Annotated in this window: 17 protein-coding genes and 1 pseudogene; 9 read left to right on the top strand and 9 right to left on the bottom strand. The window is 64.6% G+C overall.

Annotation, left to right across the window (positions count from 1 at the left end):
* Position 1: 1 nt before the first annotated feature.
* Positions 2-565 carry a GNAT family N-acetyltransferase gene (locus ACVWW1_RS29750; protein ID WP_456658355.1) on the top strand — a complete coding sequence of 188 codons (564 nt, stop codon included), beginning with the start codon at positions 2-4 and terminating at the stop codon, positions 563-565.
* A 107-nt stretch (positions 566-672) separates the two neighbouring features.
* Positions 673-2,352, top strand: a complete 1,680-nt coding sequence (gene ggt, locus ACVWW1_RS29745) for a gamma-glutamyltransferase (protein WP_456660703.1) — start codon at positions 673-675, stop codon at positions 2,350-2,352.
* Positions 2,353-2,674: 322 nt separating this feature from the next.
* Here ggt and ACVWW1_RS29740 read toward each other — a convergent pair whose 3' ends face one another.
* On the bottom strand, positions 2,675-4,048 hold the full coding sequence (locus tag ACVWW1_RS29740) for a serine protease (protein WP_456658354.1): 1,374 nt from the start codon (positions 4,046-4,048) through the stop codon (positions 2,675-2,677).
* A 111-nt stretch (positions 4,049-4,159) separates the two neighbouring features.
* Between ACVWW1_RS29740 and ACVWW1_RS29735 the strand changes: the two genes are divergently transcribed.
* Positions 4,160-4,966 carry a HesA/MoeB/ThiF family protein gene (locus ACVWW1_RS29735; protein ID WP_456658353.1) on the top strand — a complete coding sequence of 269 codons (807 nt, stop codon included), beginning with the start codon at positions 4,160-4,162 and terminating at the stop codon, positions 4,964-4,966.
* A gap of 302 nt (positions 4,967-5,268) precedes the next feature.
* On the opposite strand, the gene ACVWW1_RS29730 is transcribed toward ACVWW1_RS29735, so the two are convergent.
* Complete coding sequence (locus ACVWW1_RS29730; RefSeq protein WP_456658352.1) at positions 5,269-6,270, bottom strand: aldo/keto reductase; 1,002 nt, start codon at positions 6,268-6,270, stop codon at positions 5,269-5,271.
* Between the two features lie 121 nt (positions 6,271-6,391).
* Here ACVWW1_RS29730 and ACVWW1_RS29725 point away from each other — a divergent pair, with 121 nt between their 5' ends.
* Entirely contained in the window at positions 6,392-7,303 is a 912-nt protein-coding gene (locus ACVWW1_RS29725; protein ID WP_456658351.1) for a LysR substrate-binding domain-containing protein, read from the top strand.
* A 262-nt stretch (positions 7,304-7,565) separates the two neighbouring features.
* Here the strand turns inward: ACVWW1_RS29725 and ACVWW1_RS29720 are convergent, their stop codons facing one another.
* On the bottom strand, positions 7,566-8,570 hold the full coding sequence (locus ACVWW1_RS29720; protein WP_176534665.1) for a 2-hydroxyacid dehydrogenase: 1,005 nt from the start codon (positions 8,568-8,570) through the stop codon (positions 7,566-7,568).
* A gap of 357 nt (positions 8,571-8,927) precedes the next feature.
* Between ACVWW1_RS29720 and ACVWW1_RS29715 the strand changes: the two genes are divergently transcribed.
* Entirely contained in the window at positions 8,928-9,452 is a 525-nt protein-coding gene (locus tag ACVWW1_RS29715) for an SH3 domain-containing protein (RefSeq protein ID WP_420831860.1), read from the top strand.
* A 72-nt stretch (positions 9,453-9,524) separates the two neighbouring features.
* Here the strand turns inward: ACVWW1_RS29715 and irrA are convergent, their stop codons facing one another.
* Positions 9,525-10,016: an iron response transcriptional regulator IrrA gene (irrA, locus tag ACVWW1_RS29710; protein WP_176534666.1), complete on the bottom strand. Its 492-nt coding sequence runs from the start codon at positions 10,014-10,016 to the stop codon at positions 9,525-9,527.
* A gap of 329 nt (positions 10,017-10,345) precedes the next feature.
* Between irrA and fabA the strand changes: the two genes are divergently transcribed.
* The 4 genes and pseudogenes from fabA (at position 10,346) to ACVWW1_RS29690 (ending at position 13,386) form a co-directional block, all read left to right on the top strand.
* Positions 10,346-10,867: a 3-hydroxyacyl-[acyl-carrier-protein] dehydratase FabA gene (gene fabA / locus ACVWW1_RS29705; protein WP_028343922.1), complete on the top strand. Its 522-nt coding sequence runs from the start codon at positions 10,346-10,348 to the stop codon at positions 10,865-10,867.
* A 43-nt stretch (positions 10,868-10,910) separates the two neighbouring features.
* Positions 10,911-12,134 (top strand): beta-ketoacyl-ACP synthase I, encoded by a 1,224-nt coding sequence (gene fabB / locus ACVWW1_RS29700; protein ID WP_456658350.1) that lies wholly within the window; start codon positions 10,911-10,913, stop codon positions 12,132-12,134.
* 78 nt (positions 12,135-12,212) lie between these two features.
* Positions 12,213-12,539 (top strand): annotated as a pseudogene (locus tag ACVWW1_RS29695) (bifunctional NADH-specific enoyl-ACP reductase/trans-2-enoyl-CoA reductase); the annotation flags it as partial.
* A gap of 73 nt (positions 12,540-12,612) precedes the next feature.
* Positions 12,613-13,386 (top strand): hypothetical protein, encoded by a 774-nt coding sequence (locus ACVWW1_RS29690; RefSeq protein ID WP_456658349.1) that lies wholly within the window; start codon positions 12,613-12,615, stop codon positions 13,384-13,386.
* A gap of 38 nt (positions 13,387-13,424) precedes the next feature.
* Here the strand turns inward: ACVWW1_RS29690 and ACVWW1_RS29685 are convergent, their stop codons facing one another.
* The 5 genes from ACVWW1_RS29685 to rpsO form a co-directional block, all read right to left on the bottom strand.
* A complete protein-coding gene (locus tag ACVWW1_RS29685; protein WP_456658348.1) occupies positions 13,425-14,021 on the bottom strand; it encodes a glutathione S-transferase family protein in 597 nt (198 codons plus the stop codon).
* Positions 14,022-14,139: 118 nt separating this feature from the next.
* Positions 14,140-14,601: a GNAT family N-acetyltransferase gene (locus ACVWW1_RS29680; RefSeq protein WP_456658347.1), complete on the bottom strand. Its 462-nt coding sequence runs from the start codon at positions 14,599-14,601 to the stop codon at positions 14,140-14,142.
* Between the two features lie 67 nt (positions 14,602-14,668).
* Positions 14,669-15,787: an IS630 family transposase gene (locus ACVWW1_RS29675; protein WP_456660702.1), complete on the bottom strand. Its 1,119-nt coding sequence runs from the start codon at positions 15,785-15,787 to the stop codon at positions 14,669-14,671.
* Positions 15,788-16,000: 213 nt separating this feature from the next.
* Complete coding sequence (gene pnp, locus ACVWW1_RS29670; protein ID WP_456658346.1) at positions 16,001-18,157, bottom strand: polyribonucleotide nucleotidyltransferase; 2,157 nt, start codon at positions 18,155-18,157, stop codon at positions 16,001-16,003.
* A gap of 316 nt (positions 18,158-18,473) precedes the next feature.
* Positions 18,474-18,743, bottom strand: coding sequence for a 30S ribosomal protein S15 (gene rpsO, locus ACVWW1_RS29665; RefSeq protein WP_016844725.1), 270 nt, complete (start codon positions 18,741-18,743; stop codon positions 18,474-18,476).
* Positions 18,744-18,745 lie beyond the last annotated feature (2 nt).

The following is an 18,745-nucleotide window of genomic DNA, read 5'->3' as shown; positions in this document are numbered from 1 at the left end:
TATGTTCGAGACGCCACGCATCGAGACGCAACGCCTGATCTTGCGGCCGCTGGCGCTGTCGGATGCCGCGGCGATCCAGCGTCACTTCAACAATTGGAACGTGATCAAGACTCTCGCCACGGTGGTGCCGTGGCCCTATCCCGAGGACGGTGCGGAAAGCTTCATCAAGCGGGAGCTGGACAAGATCGCGGCCGGCGAGGAGAGCTATCAATGGGTGCTGGTGTTGCGCGCCGGCGATGGCGAGGCGATCGGCAACGTCAATTTCCGGCCGCGCGCCGACGGCCGCAAGGGCAATCGCGGGTTCTGGCTGGCCGAGCCTTACTGGAATCGTGGCCTGATGACCGAGGCGATCGCCGCGGTGAATGATTTCGCCTTCCTGACGCTCGGCCTCGATCACTTCCACGTCTGCAACGCGCAGTCCAACGTCGCCTCGCGCCGGGTCAAGCAGAAGACCGGAGCCGAATTCGTCGGCTTCGTCGAGCTTCCGCACCACAATGGCGAATCCCGAGCGGAGAAGTGGAAGGTCACGCGCGAAACCTGGCTGCGCGATCGCCCGACGACGTGACCTCATCGCGAATGCCGCCGTGAGGGAATTCGGTACGGCTTGACCGCGCGTGCGCGGCTGGCGAACATGGGCGCCATCGCTCCTTCAAAAACGAGAACACAATGGCGATCAACGGCAACTGGCGCGATCGCGCCGCGACAAGCTTTCAGTGCGAGAAGCAACCGGCCACCAGCAGCCGCGGCATGGTGGTGAGCAATCATCCGCTGGCGTCGAGCGCGGGCGCCGAGATGTTAGCTGCCGGCGGCAACGCGATCGATGCAGCGATCGCGACCCTGTTCACGCTGACCGTGGTCGAGCCGATGATGGTCGGCATCATCGGCGGCGGCATGGCGCATATCCGGCTCGCCGACGGCAGCCATCGCTTCATCGACGGCCAGAGCACAGTGCCGAAGGCGGTGCGGCCGGACACCTACACCTCGAAACCCGGTTCGGCGCATGACGTGTTCGACACCGTCGGCAACGAGAATCTGAACGGGCCGAAGGCGGTCGCGGTGCCGGGCTCCTTGAAGGCCTGGTGCGAAACGCTGCGCCGTTTCGGCACCATGAGCCTGGCCGACGTGATGCAGCCCGCGATCAAGCATGCCGCACGCGGCTACGCGGCAACGCCCTATCTGCACGAATGCATCACCGATGGTGCCGAGGAGATGCTGAAGGACAAGCCGATCTCGGCGATCTATCTGCCCGACGGCACGCCGCTGAAGCCGGGCGAGCGCGTCGTGCAGGCCGAATATGCCGAGACGCTGAAATACATCGCCGACCATGGCGACAACGCGCTCTACCAGGGGTCGCTTGGCGACATCCTGGTCGACTACATGAAAAGGAACGGCGGCTTCATCGCGCAGGAGGATCTCGCGGCTTACAAAACCGTCGAGCGGCAGCCGATCCGTTGCGACTACCGCGGCTGGGAAATCCTCGGGCCCCCGCCGCCCGCGGCGTCAGGTGTGCACATCACAGAGATGCTCAACATCCTCGAAGGCTACGACATCGCGCGCCTCGGCTTCGGCACGACTGATGCGATCCACTATCTCGCCGAGGTGCTGAAGATCGCCTTTGCCGACCGCGCGGCCGCGAGCGGCGATCCCGCCTACATCAACGTTCCGGTGGAGCGGCTGACCTCGAAGGCCTACGCCGAGGAGCGGCGCCGCGCCATCGATCCCGACCACGCGCAGGCCTGGAGCGCCGGCGTCAGCCAGCTCGAAAGCGCGCACACCACGCACATGACCGCTGCGGATGCGATGGGCAACGTGGTCGCGACCACGCAGACCATCAACAATCTGTTCGGCGCCAAGATCCTGATCCCGGGCCTCGGCACCGTGCCGAACAATTACATAAACCTGTTCGATCCGCGGCCGGGGCACGCGCTGTCGCTTGCCGCGGGCAAGCGCGTCACCACCTCGATGTCGCCGATGATGGCGCTGCGCGACGGCAGACTGGTCTACGCGCTCGGCCTGCCCGGCGGAAAGCGCATCTTCCCGAGCGCGATGCAGGCGCTGATCAACCTGATCGACCACGGCATGGACCTGCAGGAGGCGGTCGAGGCGCCGCGGGTGTGGACCGAGGGCAATGCGCTGGAGGTCGAGCAGGCGATACCGGAGAGCATCCGCGCCGCGCTGTCGGCGAAAGGCCACAAGGTGCAGGTCGTGCCGACGGTCGCCGGCGGCATGAACGCGATCCAGTTCCACGCTGACGGCACCATGTCGGGCGCGGCCTGCTGGCGCGCCGACGGCACCCCGGTCGGCATCGCCGGCGGTCTGGCCCGCGCCGGGGTGCGGTTTGCGTTGAGGTGAGGGAGTCTCGTGCCCCGGGCGCAGCGTAGCGCGACGTGGTGCGCTGCTGAGCAGGGCCCAGCTCCAAAGCGGGATGAGTTCTGGTTGCATCGGCTTGGCGCGGTCTCGGTTCACCTCTCCCCCGTCGGGGAGAGGTCGGATTGCTCTCGGCGATGCGAAGCATCGTCCGGTGCAATCCGGGTGAGGGCTCTTGCTCTCTCGATAGACCGCAACCCCTCACCCGATTTGCTGCGCAAATCGACCTCTCCCAAAGGGAGAGGTGAACTTTCTACGCCATTCCAGCCCAACCTGATCTCATCAGGTTTGGATGGACACGTAAGGGCTACTTCCTGACGCAGATCACGCGGACTACGGCGGCCTTGGCGTCCGCTGATTCGCCCGACGCGTTGACGCCGTGGGCCTTCAGGAAGTTGCGCACCGTGTCGGCCGGCACCAGCGCGGCCTGCGCCGGCGGTGCCGTGTTTGCCGGGCCCGCAACGATGACGGGCTTCAGCACCGCGATGCCGGCAAACTTGCCGCCGCCGTCGAGTGCTGCCGCACCGGAGAACCCGATCGCAGGCGGCGGCGACAGCGCCTGATCGCCGCCACCGAGTTGCGCCACCGAGGCCTTGACGCTGCTCGCGGCCGCTCCGCCGCCCTGGTTCTGCGGATCGGCGATGCCGGTGATGTCGAGCGCGGTCTGCGTCGCCTGGCCTGCGATGTTGAGCGGCTTCAGCCCACGCGCGCCATAGATGCGCAGCAAGGCGAGATCGTGCTCCTTGTCCACCGCGACCCGATCGGCACTGCCGTAACCCGGGATCGTCAGTGCGATGCAGTCGTCAGTCGCGATGCGATCGGTGATAATTGCGCCATCGTCGCTGACCACGACGCCGGTGGCATATTCGACGGTCTTGCGCGGCGGCGGGCCGGCCTGCACGCCGGACGGAAATGCGTTGAAGGCGCTCGACATCGCGATCACCACCGGCTCGACGGTGGTCTGCATCGCCTGATCATAGAGAATGGTGAGGACGCGCACCTCGTCACCCTTCAAGGTGCCGCGCAGATAGAACTTCTTCAGCCCCTGCATGCCCGACAGCACGAAGAAATCCGGTTTCACCACGGTGTAGTCGATGGTGCGGCCGGCCGGCTCCTTCTTTTCCTGCTCGGCGAGCTTTGCGGTGGTCGGGCTCGCCTCCTTGCGCCGGGTCAGCAGCACCTGGACGGTGCCGGTCGGCGAGGTCCATTTGGCGCCGGAGGCGTCGCTGGTGAGCTGCGGCACCAGCTTGGTGGGAATGCCGAGCCGCGCCCCGGTGGCAGGCTCGGTGACGACCCTCCAGCCGACGCTCTCCTGCTTCCGCCGCGCGGTGTCGGCGAGCACGCCGCGCTCCTGCGGGTTCAGCGCGCCGGTTGGCTTGCCGCCGCGGTTCTTCTGGAATTCCTTGATCGCATTGACCATGCGCTCGCTGACGTCGCCGGTGATCGCTCCGTTGTATTCGCCGACCCAGGCGAGGTCGGATTGCAGCGCCAGCCGCTCGGCCTGCGCCATCGCGCTCGCGGTATCTTCCGGCTTCTGCAGAGCGGGGCGGACCGGCACCGTCGTCACGGTCTTCGGCTTGGCCCCGGCCGTCGTCGGTGGCGTCAACTGGGCATGCGCGGCGCCCATACCTGCGACCATCACGGCCGCGACCATCAATGTTGCCGAAAGCACCAATCTCATGACAAATCCGGGGGAAATGACTGATACCATTGACGTCCACGCAATTAAGCACATCTGCTTGGTCGGCAACAACCGCGCTCCGGTTCAGGGAACAGCGCGCAGGACATCAAGATGCTGAGTGCCGACGAACTTGAACGCTATGCCCGCCACATCGTGCTGCGCGAGGTGGGCGGCCCCGGCCAGAATACACTGAAAAAGGCGTCGGTGCTGGTGATCGGCGCGGGCGGTCTTGGCGCGCCGGTGCTGATGTATCTGGCGGCCGCCGGCGTCGGCCGGCTCGGCGTGATCGATGACGACATCGTCTCGCTCTCCAACCTGCAGCGCCAGATCATCCATACGACGTCTGATATCGGCAAGCGCAAGGTCGACAGCGCGGCAACGCAGATTCACGCACTCAACCCGCATGTGACGTTCGAGGCGCATCCAACGCGGCTCACCGCCGACAATGCCATGGCGCTGATCGGAAATTACGATCTCGTGCTCGACGGCTCCGATAATTTCGAGACCCGCTATCTTGTCGCCGACGCCTGCTTCCTCGCGAAAAGGCCGCTGATCACCGCGGCGCTGGGGCAGTTCGACGGTTCGCTGACCACGATCCGCGCGCATGAGAAGAACGCGGACGGCGTGTTCAACCCGACCTATCGCTGCCTGTTCCCCGAGGCGCCGCCGCCGGGGACGGTGCCGGCCTGCGCCGAGGCCGGCGTGATGGGCGCGCTCGCAGGCGTCCTGGGGTCGATGATGGCGCTGGAGGCGATCCGCGAGATCGTCGGCTTCGGCGAGGGCCTGGTCGGCCGCCTCCTGATGGTGGATGCGCGCGCAATGCGGTTCGAAACCCTGCGCTACGCGCGCGATCCGCAGAATCCGCTCAACGGTGATGCGCCCGGCATCACCGATCTGAGCGGGCATCTCTCAGCATGATCCGGAAAAGTGTACGAGCGGTTCCGGAAAGTTCATGCTCAAGAAGAAGCTGTGGCGGGATGAAGTGAGGTTGAATCGGTTTGGCCTCGGGTTCGGCTCACCTCTCCCCAGCGGGGAGAGGTCGATTTGCGCAGCAAATCGGGTGAGGGGCCGCAGCTCCAACGAGAGACCGTAACCCCTCACCCGGCGCTGCGCGCCGACCTCTCCCAAGGGAGAGGTGACCTTCGACGCTCCTCCAATTCAACTTGATCTCAACATGCTCTAGGGTGCGAGGAAGTGCTGATCTCGTCGCAGCTTAGCGTTCAGGTCGCGGGCTTCTCGCTGTCCATGTGCCGGAGGTGCTCCTCCGGATAGCGTCCGCCGGCGGCTGCGCCGGGCGGAAATGCTTCGGCGAGCGCGGCAAGATGCGCCGCGGTCAGCTTCACATCGCGCGCGCCGAGCGCCTCGGTCAGGCGCTCGCGCCGCCGCGCGCCGACCAGCGGCACGATGTCCTTGCCTTGCGCCGCGACCCAGGCAATCGCGACCTGCGCCGGAGAGGCGCCGATCTCGCCGGCGATGCCGCGCAGCCGATCGGCGAGCGCAAGGTTGGTGTCGATGTTGCCGGCCTGGAAGCGCGGGCTCAGCAGGCGGAAATCCTTCGCGCCGGCGTGGTCCTTCGACCAGTGCCCGCTGATCAGCCCGCGTGCCAGCACGCCATAGGCTGATATGCCGATGCCGAGCTCGCGGCAGGTCTTCAGGATGTCGGTCTCGATGCCGCGCGAGATGAGCGAATACTCGATCTGCAAATCGGCGATCGGATGCACCTTGTGGGCGCGGCGGATGGTGTCGGAACCGACCTCCGACAGGCCGATATGCCTGATCCAGCCGGCCTTGATCATGTCGGCCATCGCGCCGACCGTGTCCTCGATCGGCACGTTGGGATCAAGCCGCGCCGGGCGATAGATATCGATGTGATCGACGCCGAGCCGCTGCAGCGAATAGGCGACGAAATTCTTCACGGCAACGGGACGGCTGTCATAACCGAGGAAGCCATAGTTGCGATCGCGCAGCGCGCCGAACTTGACGCTGATCTGCAGATTGTCGCGGCTGCGGCTCTTCAGGGCCTCGCCGATCAGCATCTCGTTGTGGCCCATGCCGTAGAAGTCGCCGGTGTCGAGCAGCGTGATGCCGGCATCGAGCGCGGCATGGATGGTGGCGATGCTCTCGCTGCGGTCGGTGGGACCGTAGAAGTCGGACATGCCCATGCAGCCGAGGCCGATCAGCGAAACCGTCGGGCCGGTGGAGCCGAGTTTGCGTGTGTCCATGGTGGTGTTCCCAAAACGTCGCAGCGGATGATCCGCCGCCAAATGACGCGGCTGATATGGGCCGGTTCGGTTCTTGGGATAAGCTGGACAATCCCGAATGAGTTGTTCACTATATCGAACAATGCAGGATTTCGACCTTCGCGACCTCGATGCCTTCGTGGCGGTGGCGCGCACCCGCAACTTCCGGCGTGCCGCGCTGGAGAGCCGCGTCTCGGTCTCGAGCCTCAGCCAGCGCCTGCGCGACATGGAGGAGCGGCTCGGCGTCCGCCTGATGAACCGCACCACCCGCAGCGTAGCGCTGACCGAAGCGGGCGAACTGCTGCTCGCCCGCGTCGCACCGGCAATGGTCAACGTCGCCGACGCGATCACCGAGGTGCGCGGCCTGCGCGCCGAGCCGTCGGGGCGCCTGCGCATCAACGCGCCGCCGCCCGCGGTCGATCTCGTGCTGGCGCCGATGGTCGCACCATTCCTCGCCAGATATCCGCAGGTCGATCTCGATATCGTCGCCGAAAGTGCGTTCGTGGACATCGTCGCGCAAGGCTTCGACGCCGGCGTGCGCTATGGCGAGCATCTGGCGCAGGACATGGTGGCGGTCCCGCTCGGCGCGCCGCAGCGTTACGCGGTGGTGGCGTCGAGCGATCATGTCGCGAAGCACGGCCGGCCGATGCACCCGAAGGACCTGCTGAAGCACGCCTGCATCCGCACCCGCTTCGGCAGCGGTGCGATCTTCGATTGGGAGTTCGAGAAGAACGGTCGCGTGGTGAAGGTTTCGCCACCGGCCAGGCTGATCGCGACCTATCTCGGCCTCGCGTTGCGTGCGGTCCATGACGGCGTCGGCTATTGGGCGACGTTCGAGGGTTATGTGCGTTATGGCGTCAAATCCGGCGCGCTGGTCAGCGTGCTCGACGACTGGTGTCCGCCGTTTGACGGGCCGTTCCTGTATTACCCAAGCCGCCGCCAGCCGCCGCCGGCGCTCGCCGCGTTCGTGTCGTTCGTCGCCGACTGGCGCAAGCAGGCGCGGCGAAACAAGTAAGCCCCGTAGCCCGACGTATCAAGTTGCCTGGTCGAGCGCCGGCCGCACCGGCTACTTTGCATGGGGTTGTTTTCGATATTTTGGCAGATCGCGCCTGCGACGGCAGGGCTATCGCATATGGCTATCCACGTCCCGTAGCCCGGATGGAGCACAGCGTAATCCGGGGCGGTCTTGACGCGGTGAAGTTGTCCCGGATTTCGCTGAGCCTGTCATCGGGCGCGCGTTCGCGCGACCCGTTGGCTCCATCCGGGCTACGGAATTCCTACAGCATGCTCGGCAGCACGCGATCCGGCGGCTTGTGGGCGTCGAGGAAGGTTCGGATGTTGATGATCACCTTCTCGCCCATCTCGACGCGGCCTTCGATGGTGGCCGAGCCCATATGCGGCAGCAGCGTCACCTTGCCGGCCCTGGCAAGCCGCACCAGTTTTGGGTTCACCGCGGGCTCGTGCTCGTAGACGTCGAGACCCGCGCCGCCGACATCGCCGGCTTCGATCAGCTTGATCAGCGTGTCCTCGTCGATCACCTCGCCGCGCGCGGTATTGACGATATAGGCTTCTTTCCGGATCAGCTTGAGCCGCCGCGCCGAGAGCAGGTGATAGGTGGCCGGCGTGTGCGGGCAGTTCACCGAGATGATGTCCATCCGCGCCAGCATCTGGTCGAGGCTTTCCCAATAGGTCGCCCCCAATTCATCGGCGATCATGGGCGCCACCGGACGGCGGTTGTGATAGTGGATCTGCAGGCCGAAGGCGCGGGCACGGCGCGCCACGGCCTGGCCGATGCGGCCCATGCCGATGATGCCGAGCCGCTTGCCCCCGATGCGGTGGCCCAGCATCCAGGTCGGTGACCAGCCGGCCCAGTGTTGCTTGCCTTCGGTCAGGATCGCGGCGCCTTCGATCATGCGGCGCGGCACGGCAAGGATCAGCGCCATGGTCATGTCGGCGGTGTCCTCGGTCAGCACCTTCGGCGTATTGGTCACCGTGATGCCGCGGGCATGCGCGGCGGTGACGTCGATATTGTCGACGCCATTGCCGAAATTGGCGATCATCTTCAGCTTGCAGTCGGGCTGATTGATCACGTCCTCGCGGATCATGTCGGTCACGGTCGGCACCAGCACGTCGGCGGTCCTCGCCGCCTCGGCGATCTGCTCCGGCGTCATCGGCGCGTCGTCGAGATTCAGTCTGGCATCGAACAGCTCGCGCATCCGGGTCTCGATCGAGTCCGGCAGCTTGCGGGTGACGACGACGAGAGGCTTTTTCTTCACCGACATGTCCTGCTTTCATGAGGCGCGCGGCCCGTCAAAAACCGAGCCGTTGAGGCCTCATTAACCCGGTTGTTCGACACTGCTGATAGCCGCGCTGTCCCGGCGTTTCCTTCGCGTTTCCTAGGGTTCCCCGATACTTGCCCCGGCTGTCGCCAAGGGGAGGCAACGGGAAATTCGGGTGTTCTGGCTCTCAGGCGTTCCGTCCTCTCTAGCAGAAGGCCGGGCCAAGACAAGAACCCCTCGGATCCGTGCGGTCAGGGAACGAATAGCGCCGGCGCAGGGGCCCTCGGGCACGGGTTTGAATTTGGGTTTGGGTTGCAGCTCGCCGAATGCGGGTTGGGCATCTCGGCAGGAGACGAGTTGATGGTCTGGCGTTTCGGTTCATTGGTGGCTCTGGTCGGGAGCATGCTGAGCGCGTCGGTCATCCCCGGACATTCCGCCAAGGATTTGAGCCCCACCACCAGCGGCCTGCCGATTCCGCGCTATGTCAGCCTGAAATCCGATCATGTGAACGTCCGGGCCGGCCCGACCAAGGACAATGACGTCGCCTGGGTCTACACGCGGTCGGGGCTCCCGGTCGAAATCACCGCCGAGTTCGAGAACTGGCGCCGGGTGCGCGATTCCGAAGGCGCCGAAGGCTGGGTCTATCACTCCCTGCTGTCCGGCCGCCGCACCGCGGTCGTCACGATGAAGAACAAGGACGATCTGGCCTCGCTGTACGATCGTCCCGACGCCACCAGCGCCATCGCCGCGCGCCTGCAGGCCGGCGTCGTCGCACAGGTCAAGAAATGCGCTAACAACTGGTGCCGGGTCACCGGCAACGGCTTCGACGGCTGGATCGAGCAGCAGCGCCTGTGGGGCGTCTACGCCGACGAGAAGGTGGACTGAGTTTCTTCGTCGCAAACGACAATGGCCGGGACGAGCCCGGCCATCACAAGTCAAATCGCCGTCAAGGCCGGATCAGCGCTTCTTGCGCAGCCGCACGACCATGTCGACGCGGGAAATCTCGTAGCCATCAGGCACGTTGGGCATCCTCGACAGCACGAGGTTCGGGTCGGGAATGTCGACCAGCTCGTGATTGTGCTCAAGATAGAAGTGGTGATGCGTCGACACGTTGGTGTCGAAATAGGTCTTGGTGCCGTCGACGCTGACCTGGCGCAGCAGGCCGGCATCGGTCAGCTGGTTGAGCGTGTTGTAGACGGTCGCCAGCGACACCGGAACCTTGGCCAGCGTGGCTTCCTCGTACAGCATTTCAGCGGTCAGGTGGCGGGCGCCCTTGCCGAACAGCAGCCAACCCAGCGCCATGCGCTGACGGGTCGGCCGGAGACCGGCAGACTGCAGCATCTCGTTGACGTCATGCCACGGACAGCCGGTCAGGGCAGGGTGGTGCCCAGCGCCCCGGGCAGCCGGGTGCACGGCGTCATCGTTCACAGCCGGTACTTCGTCGTTCATATCCACTCTATGCACCCAACTCATGCAATATTCCTCCTAAATATAAAAAGGATGCCCATCAGATGCAAGTTTTTCGCAACTAGAACAAATCCAAGCTGCGGTAGAAACCTAAGGAGAAACGGTAATTTATCATCGGAATGCCGCTTTGCCGCCCGATTGGCCCTATGTTAGAGAGCGCGCGGACCACATATGCGCTTTCGGCAGAGATAACAGGTCGGCAGCGTACCCAGGTAGCGCCGAGATGCGGGACGGGTTATTCCGGTTCCCGTGGGTAGATTAAGGTCCGACCAAGCAAAGCGCTTCATCGGGACATCAGAGGTGGAATGAGGATGCTGGATCGGCGCGGCGGTTACGAATACGAGGATTTGCTGGCTTGCGGGCGGGGCGAGCTCTTTGGTCCCGGCAACGCCCAGTTGCCGCTGCCACCGATGCTGATGTTCGATCGGATCAGTGAGATCTCGCAAACCGGCGGCGAGTACGGCAAGGGGCTGGTGCGCGCCGAACTCGAAGTGAAGCCGGATCTCTGGTTCTTCGGCTGCCATTTCAAGAACGATCCGGTGATGCCGGGCTGTCTCGGCCTCGATGCCATGTGGCAAATGGTCGGCTTTTACCTCGGCTGGATCGGTGGCGAAGGTCGTGGCCGCGCGCTCGGCCTCGGCGAGCTGAAGTTCTCCGGACAGGTGCTGCCGCACGCGCGCAAGGTTGTGTACAACATCGATATCAAGCGCGTGATGCGGTCAAAGCTCGTGCTTGGAATTGCCGACGGGTGGCTTTCCATGGACGACGAGATTATTTATCGCGCCAAGGACTTGAAGGTCGGATTGTTCAAGCAGGGCACGGCGCCATCTTGAGCAGGATCATCATGCGGCAACATAAAGGCAGGGCGAGGCGAACATGAGGCGGGTTGTCATCACGGGGATGGGGATTGTCTCGTCCATCGGTAACAACACCCAGGAAGTGCTTGCGAGCCTCTATGAGGCAAAGTCGGGCATTTCGCGTGCGGAGAAGGCTGCCGAGCTCGGCTTCCGTTCGCAGGTGCACGGTGCGCCGACACTCAATCCCGCCGAGGTGATCGATCGCCGCGCGATGCGGTTCCTCGCCGAAGGTGCCGCGTGGAATCACGTCGCAATGGAGCAGGCGATCCGCGACTCCGGCCTCGAGGAGAACGAGGTCTCCAACATCCGCACCGGCATCATCATGGGATCCGGCGGACCGTCGACGCGCACGCTGGTGGAGGCCGCCGACATCGCGCGCGCCAAGGGCCCGAAGCGCGTTGGCCCGTTCGCTGTGCCGAAGGGGATGTCCTCGACCGCATCGGCGACGCTCGCGACCTGGTTCAAGATCAAGGGTGTGAACTACTCGATCTCCTCGGCTTGCGCGACGTCGAACCATTGCATCGGCAATGCCTACGAGACGATCCAGATCGGCAAGCAGGACATCATCTTCGCCGGCGGCTGCGAGGAACTCGACTGGACGCTGTCGGTGCTGTTCGACGCCATGGGCGCCATGTCGTCGAAGTACAACGACACGCCGGCGACCGCCTCGCGTCCCTACGACATCAGCCGCGACGGTTTCGTGATCGCCGGCGGCGCGGGTGTCGTGGTGCTCGAAGAGCTCGAGCACGCCAAGGCGCGCGGCGCGCGGATCTACGGTGAGGTCGTCGGCTACGGCGCAACCTCCGACGGATACGACATGGTGGCGCCGTCGGGTGAGGGCGCCGAGCGCTGCATGCGCATGGCGATGTCGACGGTGGACACGCCGGTCGACTACATCAATCCGCACGCCACCTCGACGCCGGCCGGTGATCCGCCGGAGATCGAGGCGATCCGCAAGGTGTTCGGTACCGGCGACAAGTGCCCGCCGATCTCGGCGACCAAGGCGCTGACCGGCCACTCGCTCGGCGCCACCGGCGTCCAGGAAGCGATCTACTCGCTGCTGATGCTGAACAACGGCTTCATCTGCGAAAGCGCGCATATCACCGAGCTCGATCCCGTGTTCGCCGACATGCCGATCGTGCGCAAGCGCATCGACAACGCCAGGCTCAATACCGTGTTGTCAAACTCGTTCGGCTTCGGCGGCACCAACGCCACGCTGGTATTCAGGCGGCTTGATGCCTGATTTCGCCTCTCCTCGCTTGCTGAGGGAGGTCCGCAGGCAGCGAATGGGGATATTGCAACGATCCGGAATGGGGTGGGAATGATTATTGAACCGCGCGTGCGAGGCTTCATCTGCACGACGGCACATCCCGTCGGCTGCGCCACGAATGTCCGCGAACAGATCGCCTACGTTCTCAAGCAGGGTCCGGTCGCTGACTGTCCGAAGCGGGTCGCCGTGCTGGGCTGCTCGACGGGCTACGGCCTCGCGAGCCGCATCGTGGCGACCTTCGCCGGCGGCGCTGATACGATCGGCGTATCGCTGGAGCGCGAACCGTCGGAAAAGAGGAGCGCCAGCGCCGGCTGGTACAACAACCGCGCCTTCGAGATCGAGGCCGAGAAGATCGGACGCTCGCCGCTCACGCTGGAGGGCGATGCCTTCTCCGACGAGATGAAGAAAGACTTCATCGAGCGTGTGCGCGAAAAATTTCGGACAGCTCGACTTGCTGGTCTACAGCATGGCGGCGCCGGTCCGGACCGACCCCGACACCGGCAAGACCTATCGCTCGGTCATCAAGCCGCTGGGCGCGCCGGTCGAGATCAAGACGCTCGACACCGAGACCGGCGAGGTGTTCCAGACTACCCTCGAGCCTGCGAACGAGGATCAAACCGCGGCCACGGTTGCGGTGATGGGCGGCGATGACTGGAAGCGCTGGATCGACCAGCTCGCCGATGCCGGCGTGCTGGCGCCGGGCTTCCGGACGCTCAACTACACCTATATCGGCAGCGAGCTGACCTGGCCGATCTACTGGAACGGCACGCTCGGCCGCGCCAAGGTCGATCTCGACAGCAAGGCGGAAGCGATCCGGGCCCGGCTTGGTGCGGACGCCGCACGCGTCGTCGCGCTGAAGGCCGTAGTTACACAGGCGAGCTCGGCCATTCCGGTGGTGCCGCTCTATGGCACGGTGCTGTTCAAGGTGATGAAGCAGCTCGGGCTCCATGAGGGCTGCATCGAGCAGATCGATCGCCTGTTCCGCACTCGCCTCGGCAAGGGCGTCGAGCTTGACGATGCGCAGCGCATCCGGGTCGACGATTGGGAGCTTTCGCCCGAAGTGCAGACGGAGGTGTCGCGGCGCTGGCCGCTGCTCACCACCGAGACGCTCGGCGAATTGGCGGATCTCGGCGAATACAAGAGCCAGTTCCTCCGCCTGTTCGGCTTCGGCATCGACGGCGTCGACTACACGCAGGACGTCGATCCGCGCGTCGTCCCGGGCTAGGGCCGGAACCACCGCTCCATCCGGGCTACGTCGCTGCGTTACCCCGCCGCGATCTTCTCTGCGCGCTGGAACGCGGGCCGCGCCACGCAGCGGTCGATATAGGCCTCAAATGACGGTCGCGGCGGCACCATCTTGAACACGCGCACCGCAAAGTTCAGTCCCGCGCCGATCGCGATGTCGGCGGCGGAGAACTGATCGCCGAGGATCCATGGCCCCTTCTGCAACTCGGCATCGAGCACGTCGAACACCTGCGCCGGGCTGCCCCATGCCGCGGTGCTGGTCGGCACCTCGAGCTTGGTGAAGAGCTGGATCAGCGCCGGCTCGATGCAGCTCGGCGAGAAGAACAGCCATTGCAGATAGCGTGCGCGCTTCGGATCGTTGGTGGCCGGCGCGAGCTTCGTCTCCGGATAGCGGTCAGCGATATAGGCGCAGATCGCGGCAGCCTCGGCGAGCTGGGCATCGCCGTCGGTCAATGCCGGCACCTTGCCCATCGGGTTGATCTTGAGGAACTCCGGCGACTTCTGCGCGCCGGTGCTGATATCGGTCAGCACCCGTTCGTAAGCCAGGCCGGATTCCTCCAGCAGCCAGATGGCGGAGAACGAGCGCGAGCGCGGCGACCAGTACAGCTTGATCATGGTGCGGTCCCTTCTTTGGCATGGACGAACGGCGTCCGTTACATCGCGCGTCCGCCACGAATTGGCAACGCGCGACGGATGGGCAAATCGCGTGACCTCAGGTCGAGATGTCGGTCAATTAGGCGACTTTCGCTCTCTTCCATCGGTAGTGCTTCATCATGAGGCCGGTGGCCGGATTGATCGCCTCTTTCTCGAACACAAATCCTTCGCGCTCGTACCAGCGCCAGGCCTTCTCGTTCTCGCGGACGCATTTCAGCCAGATCTCGTCGGGCATTTGCTGGCGCGTGAAGGCGAGCAGCTCGCGTCCCAGGCTTTGGCCCTGATGGCTTGGTCCGACCATCAGCTGGTCGAGCAGCAAGGTTGGCCGATGCAGCGCCAGCATGGCAGCGATGGCGCCGTGATCGTCGGCGACAAACAGGCTCCAGCCGCCAGCGACCTCCCGTGGCAGACGAGCGCGCAAATCGCTCAGCAGACGCTCGCTCGATTGCGAGAGCCCGGTCGAGACCCAGCTCTCCATCCAGATGCGCGCGATCTCGTCATACTCGTCGGGGCGGCCAGGGCGGATGGTCGGCAGCATCATCGTCGATTCCTTCGGTCGCGGATGTCGGGACAAGAAAGCCCGCGAGCATTTCGCGGAGCTCTCAAATCTAGTGTGGTGGACCAGAAGTTCGCGATATCGAATCTGGATTTGGCGGAGCGTTGTACCGGCAGAAGCGTTCGATGGATGCCAGGATGTCATCGGCGGACTTAGTCCAGCGGAACGGCTTGGGATCGGCGTTGTGCCGGTCGATGAAGGAAGCGATGTCTGCCCGGAGGGCGGCAACGCTTCGATAGATGCCGCGTCTGATCTTCTTGTCGGTCAGGAGTGCGAAGAAGCGCTCGACCTGGTTGAGCCATGACGAACTGGTCGGGGTCAGGTGCACGTGCCACCGGGGCCGCTTGGCGAGCCATCTTCGGATCAATGGCGTCTTGTGCGTGGCGTAATTGTCCATGACCAAATGGACGTCGAGGTCGCGCGGCACGGCAGCCTCGATCTCGTCGAGGAACTTGCGGAACTCGACAGCACGGTGGCGTCCGTAGCACTTGCCGATCACCCGTCCACTGGCAATGTCGAGGGCGGCGAACAGCGATGTGGTGCCGTGCCTTGTGTAGTCATGGCTTCTTCGGGCCGGTTGGCCGGGACGCATCGGCAGCATCGGCTGACTGCGGTCCAGTGCCTGGATTTGGGATTTCTCATCCACACAGAGAACGATGGCGTGCTCCGGCGGCGAGACGTAAAGGCCCACGACGTCGCGCACTTTGGCCACGAAGTTTGGATCGGTCGAGAGCTTGAACGTCTCTAGCCGGTGCGGCTGGAGCCCGAAGGCCCGCCAGATGCGTTGCACCGTCGACACCGACAGGCCGCTGGCCTTCGCCATGCCGCGGGAACTCCAATGGGTGGCGTTCTCGGGGCAACTCTCCAACGTCCTTACGATCAGGGCTTCGATGCGGGCATCGTCAACCGTACGTGGCGCTCCGGAGCGGGGCTCGTCACGCAGCCCGTCCACGCGCCGCTCCACAAAACGCCGCCGCCACTTGCCTACCGTTGACCGGCCCAAGCCCAGCTTGGCCGCCACTTCCTTGTTTTGACCGCCTTCCGCGCAGGTCAGCACGATCCGGGCTCTCAGAGCCAGCGCCTGCGCCGTCTTCCGCCGCGTCGTCAGCGCCTTCAGTTCGGCGCGCTCTTCATCACTCAATGTCAGGGAGGCAAGTTGCCGGACCGCCATCAGATCCTCCGTCACTGCTGCTGCCTCCCAGCCTTGGCACAGCGACGCGAACCTACTGCGAATCTACGATTGCGAACTTGTGACTCGGGACACTAGCGCAGCCGTTCGCCGCCAGCGATCCTTGCTCTGCATTGCGCCGGGCGCGTTCAAGCCTCGCACCAAACAAAAAGGGCGGCCTTTCGGCCGCCCTTCGTTGTTTCATTCCAGACAGGCTCACTCGCCGGCAGCTTCGCGCGGGGCCGGGGCGTCGGTCTTCTGCTTGGCCTCGAGGTCCTCGCCGGTCTCCTGGTCGACCGCCTTCATCGACAGGCGGGTCTTGCCGCGATCGTCGAAGCCGAGCAGCTTGACCTTGACCTTGTCGCCTTCCTTGACGACGTCGGAGGTCTTCTGCACGCGGCTGGCCGCGAGCTGGCTGATGTGGACGAGGCCGTCCTTGGCGCCGAAGAAGTTCACGAACGCGCCGAACTCCATCACCTTGACGACGGTGCCCTCGTAGATCTGGCCGACCTCCGGGTCGGAGGCGATCGACTTGATCCACTTGATCGCAGCCTTCATCGCCTCGCCATCGTTGGAGGCGACCTTCACGGTGCCGTCGTCCTCGATGTTGACCTTGGCGCCGGTCTTCTCGACGATCTCGCGGATCACCTTGCCGCCGGTGCCGATCACTTCGCGGATCTTGTCGGTGGCGATCTTGAAGGTCTCGATGCGCGGCGCGTATTCGCCGAGCTCGGCGCGCGCCGCGGTCAGGGCCTTGGACATTTCACTCAGGATGTGGATGCGTCCTTCCTTGGCCTGGCCGAGCGCCACCTTCATGATCTCCTCGGTGATGCCCTCGATCTTGATGTCCATCTGGAGCGAGGTGATGCCCTGGTCGGTGCCGGCGACCTTGAAGTCCATGTCACCGAGATGATCCTCGTCGCCGAGGATGTCCGACAGCACCGCGAAGCGCTGACCTTCGAGGATCAGGCCCATGGCGATACCGGCGGTCGGCCGCTTCAGCGGCACGCCGGCATCCATCAGCGACAGCGAGGCGCCGCAGACCGAGGCCATCGAGGACGAGCCGTTCGACTCGGTGATCTCGGAGACCACGCGGATCGTGTACGGGAACTCGTGATGCGGCGGCAGCACCGGGTGGATCGCGCGCCAGGCGAGCTTGCCGTGGCCGATCTCGCGGCGTTTGGTGCCGCCGAGGCGACCGGTTTCACCGACCGAGTAGGGCGGGAAGTTGTAGTGCAGCAGGAACGTTTCCTTGTACGTCCCCGACAGCGCGTCGATGTACTGCTCGTCCTCGCCGGTGCCGAGCGTGGTCACCACCATCGCCTGGGTCTCACCACGGGTGAACAGCGCCGAGCCGTGGGCGCGCGGCAGCACGCCGGCCTCGGCGACGATGTTGCGCACGGTCTTGGCGTCACGGCCGTCGATGCGCTTGCCGGTGTCGAGGATGTTCCAGCGGACGATCTTGGCTTCCAGTTCCTTGAACACGCCGGCGACGCGGAGCTTGTCGTATTTCGGCTCCTGGCCTTCCGGGAAGAAGTGCGCCAGCACCTTCTCCTTGACGGCGCTGACCGCGGCATAGCGTTCCTGCTTGACCGGGATCGCGTAGGCCTTGCGGAGATCCTGCTCGGCAATGCCAAGCATCTCCTTCTCGATCTCGGAATTGTCGATCGTGGTGACTTCGCGCGGCTCCTTGGCGGCCTTCTCGGCGAGCTCGATGATCGCGTTGATGACCGGCTGGAAGTGGCGGTGGCCGAACATGACCGCGCCGAGCATCACGTCTTCGTTGAGCTCCTTGGCTTCCGATTCGACCATCAGCACGGCGTCGGCGGTGCCGGCGACGACGAGATCGAGCTGGGTCTCGGTCATCTCGTCGAGCGTCGGGTTGAGCACGTATTCGTCATTGGCGAAGCCGACGCGCGCGGCGCCGATCGGGCCCTTGAACGGCGCGCCCGACAGCGTCAGGGCGGCGGAGGCGGCGACCAGCGACACGATGTCCGGATCGTTCTCCATGTCGTGCGACAGGACGGTGACGATCACCTGGGTCTCGTTGCGCCAGCCGTCGACGAACAGCGGACGGATCGGGCGGTCGATCAGACGGGAGACCAGCGTCTCCTTCTCGGTCGGACGGCCTTCGCGCTTGAAATAGCCGCCGGGAATGCGGCCCGCGGCGTAGGTCTTCTCCTGGTAGTCGACGGTGAGCGGCAGGAAGTCGACGCCTTCGCGCGGCGTCTTCGCCGCGACGACGGTGGCGAGCACCACGGTCTCGCCGTAGGTGGCCACCACGGCACCATCGGCCTGGCGGGCGATCTTGCCGGTTTCAAGTTTGAGGGGACGTCCACCCCAGTCGATCTCGACGGAATGCGAATTGAACATTTCGGTTTTCTTTCATGGTTTCACGAAAGCACGGCGCCCCGAAACACAAAGACCATGCCAAGACGGCGAGACGCTGATGCGCTGCTGCGGTCAGCATCCGGCGATCCTGCCATGGTCCCTGGATTTCGGATGGCGTCCATCCTTTCGGTCATCTGGGCATCTTGCCCGGTCCAGCGGCCGGATTGCTGCTGGACGCTAGTGTGCATGGCGCGATGGCCATGCTGTTGCGCATGATCATCTTTCGACAATTCGAAAGCCCGAGTTCACGGACGACCATACGAAAACGCGCGCGAACCTCGCGCGCGTGCTTCTCAAATCAACGACGGATGTTGTGCTTCTCGAGCAGCGCCTTGTACCGCGCCTCGTCCTTGCGCTTGATGTAGTCAAGCAGGGAGCGACGCGTCGACACGAGCTTCAGGAGGCCGCGGCGTGAATGGTTGTCCTTCACATGGCTCTTGAAGTGCTCGGTGAGGTTATTGATGCGTTCCGACAGGATCGCGACCTGAACCTCGGGCGAGCCGGTGTCGCCGGCTTTGTTGGCATTCGTCTTGATGACTTCCGCTTTGCGTTCGGCGGTAATCGACATCG

The organism is Bradyrhizobium sp. JR3.5 (assembly GCF_054057015.1).
This window is presented reverse-complemented; position numbering and strand designations above follow the sequence as displayed.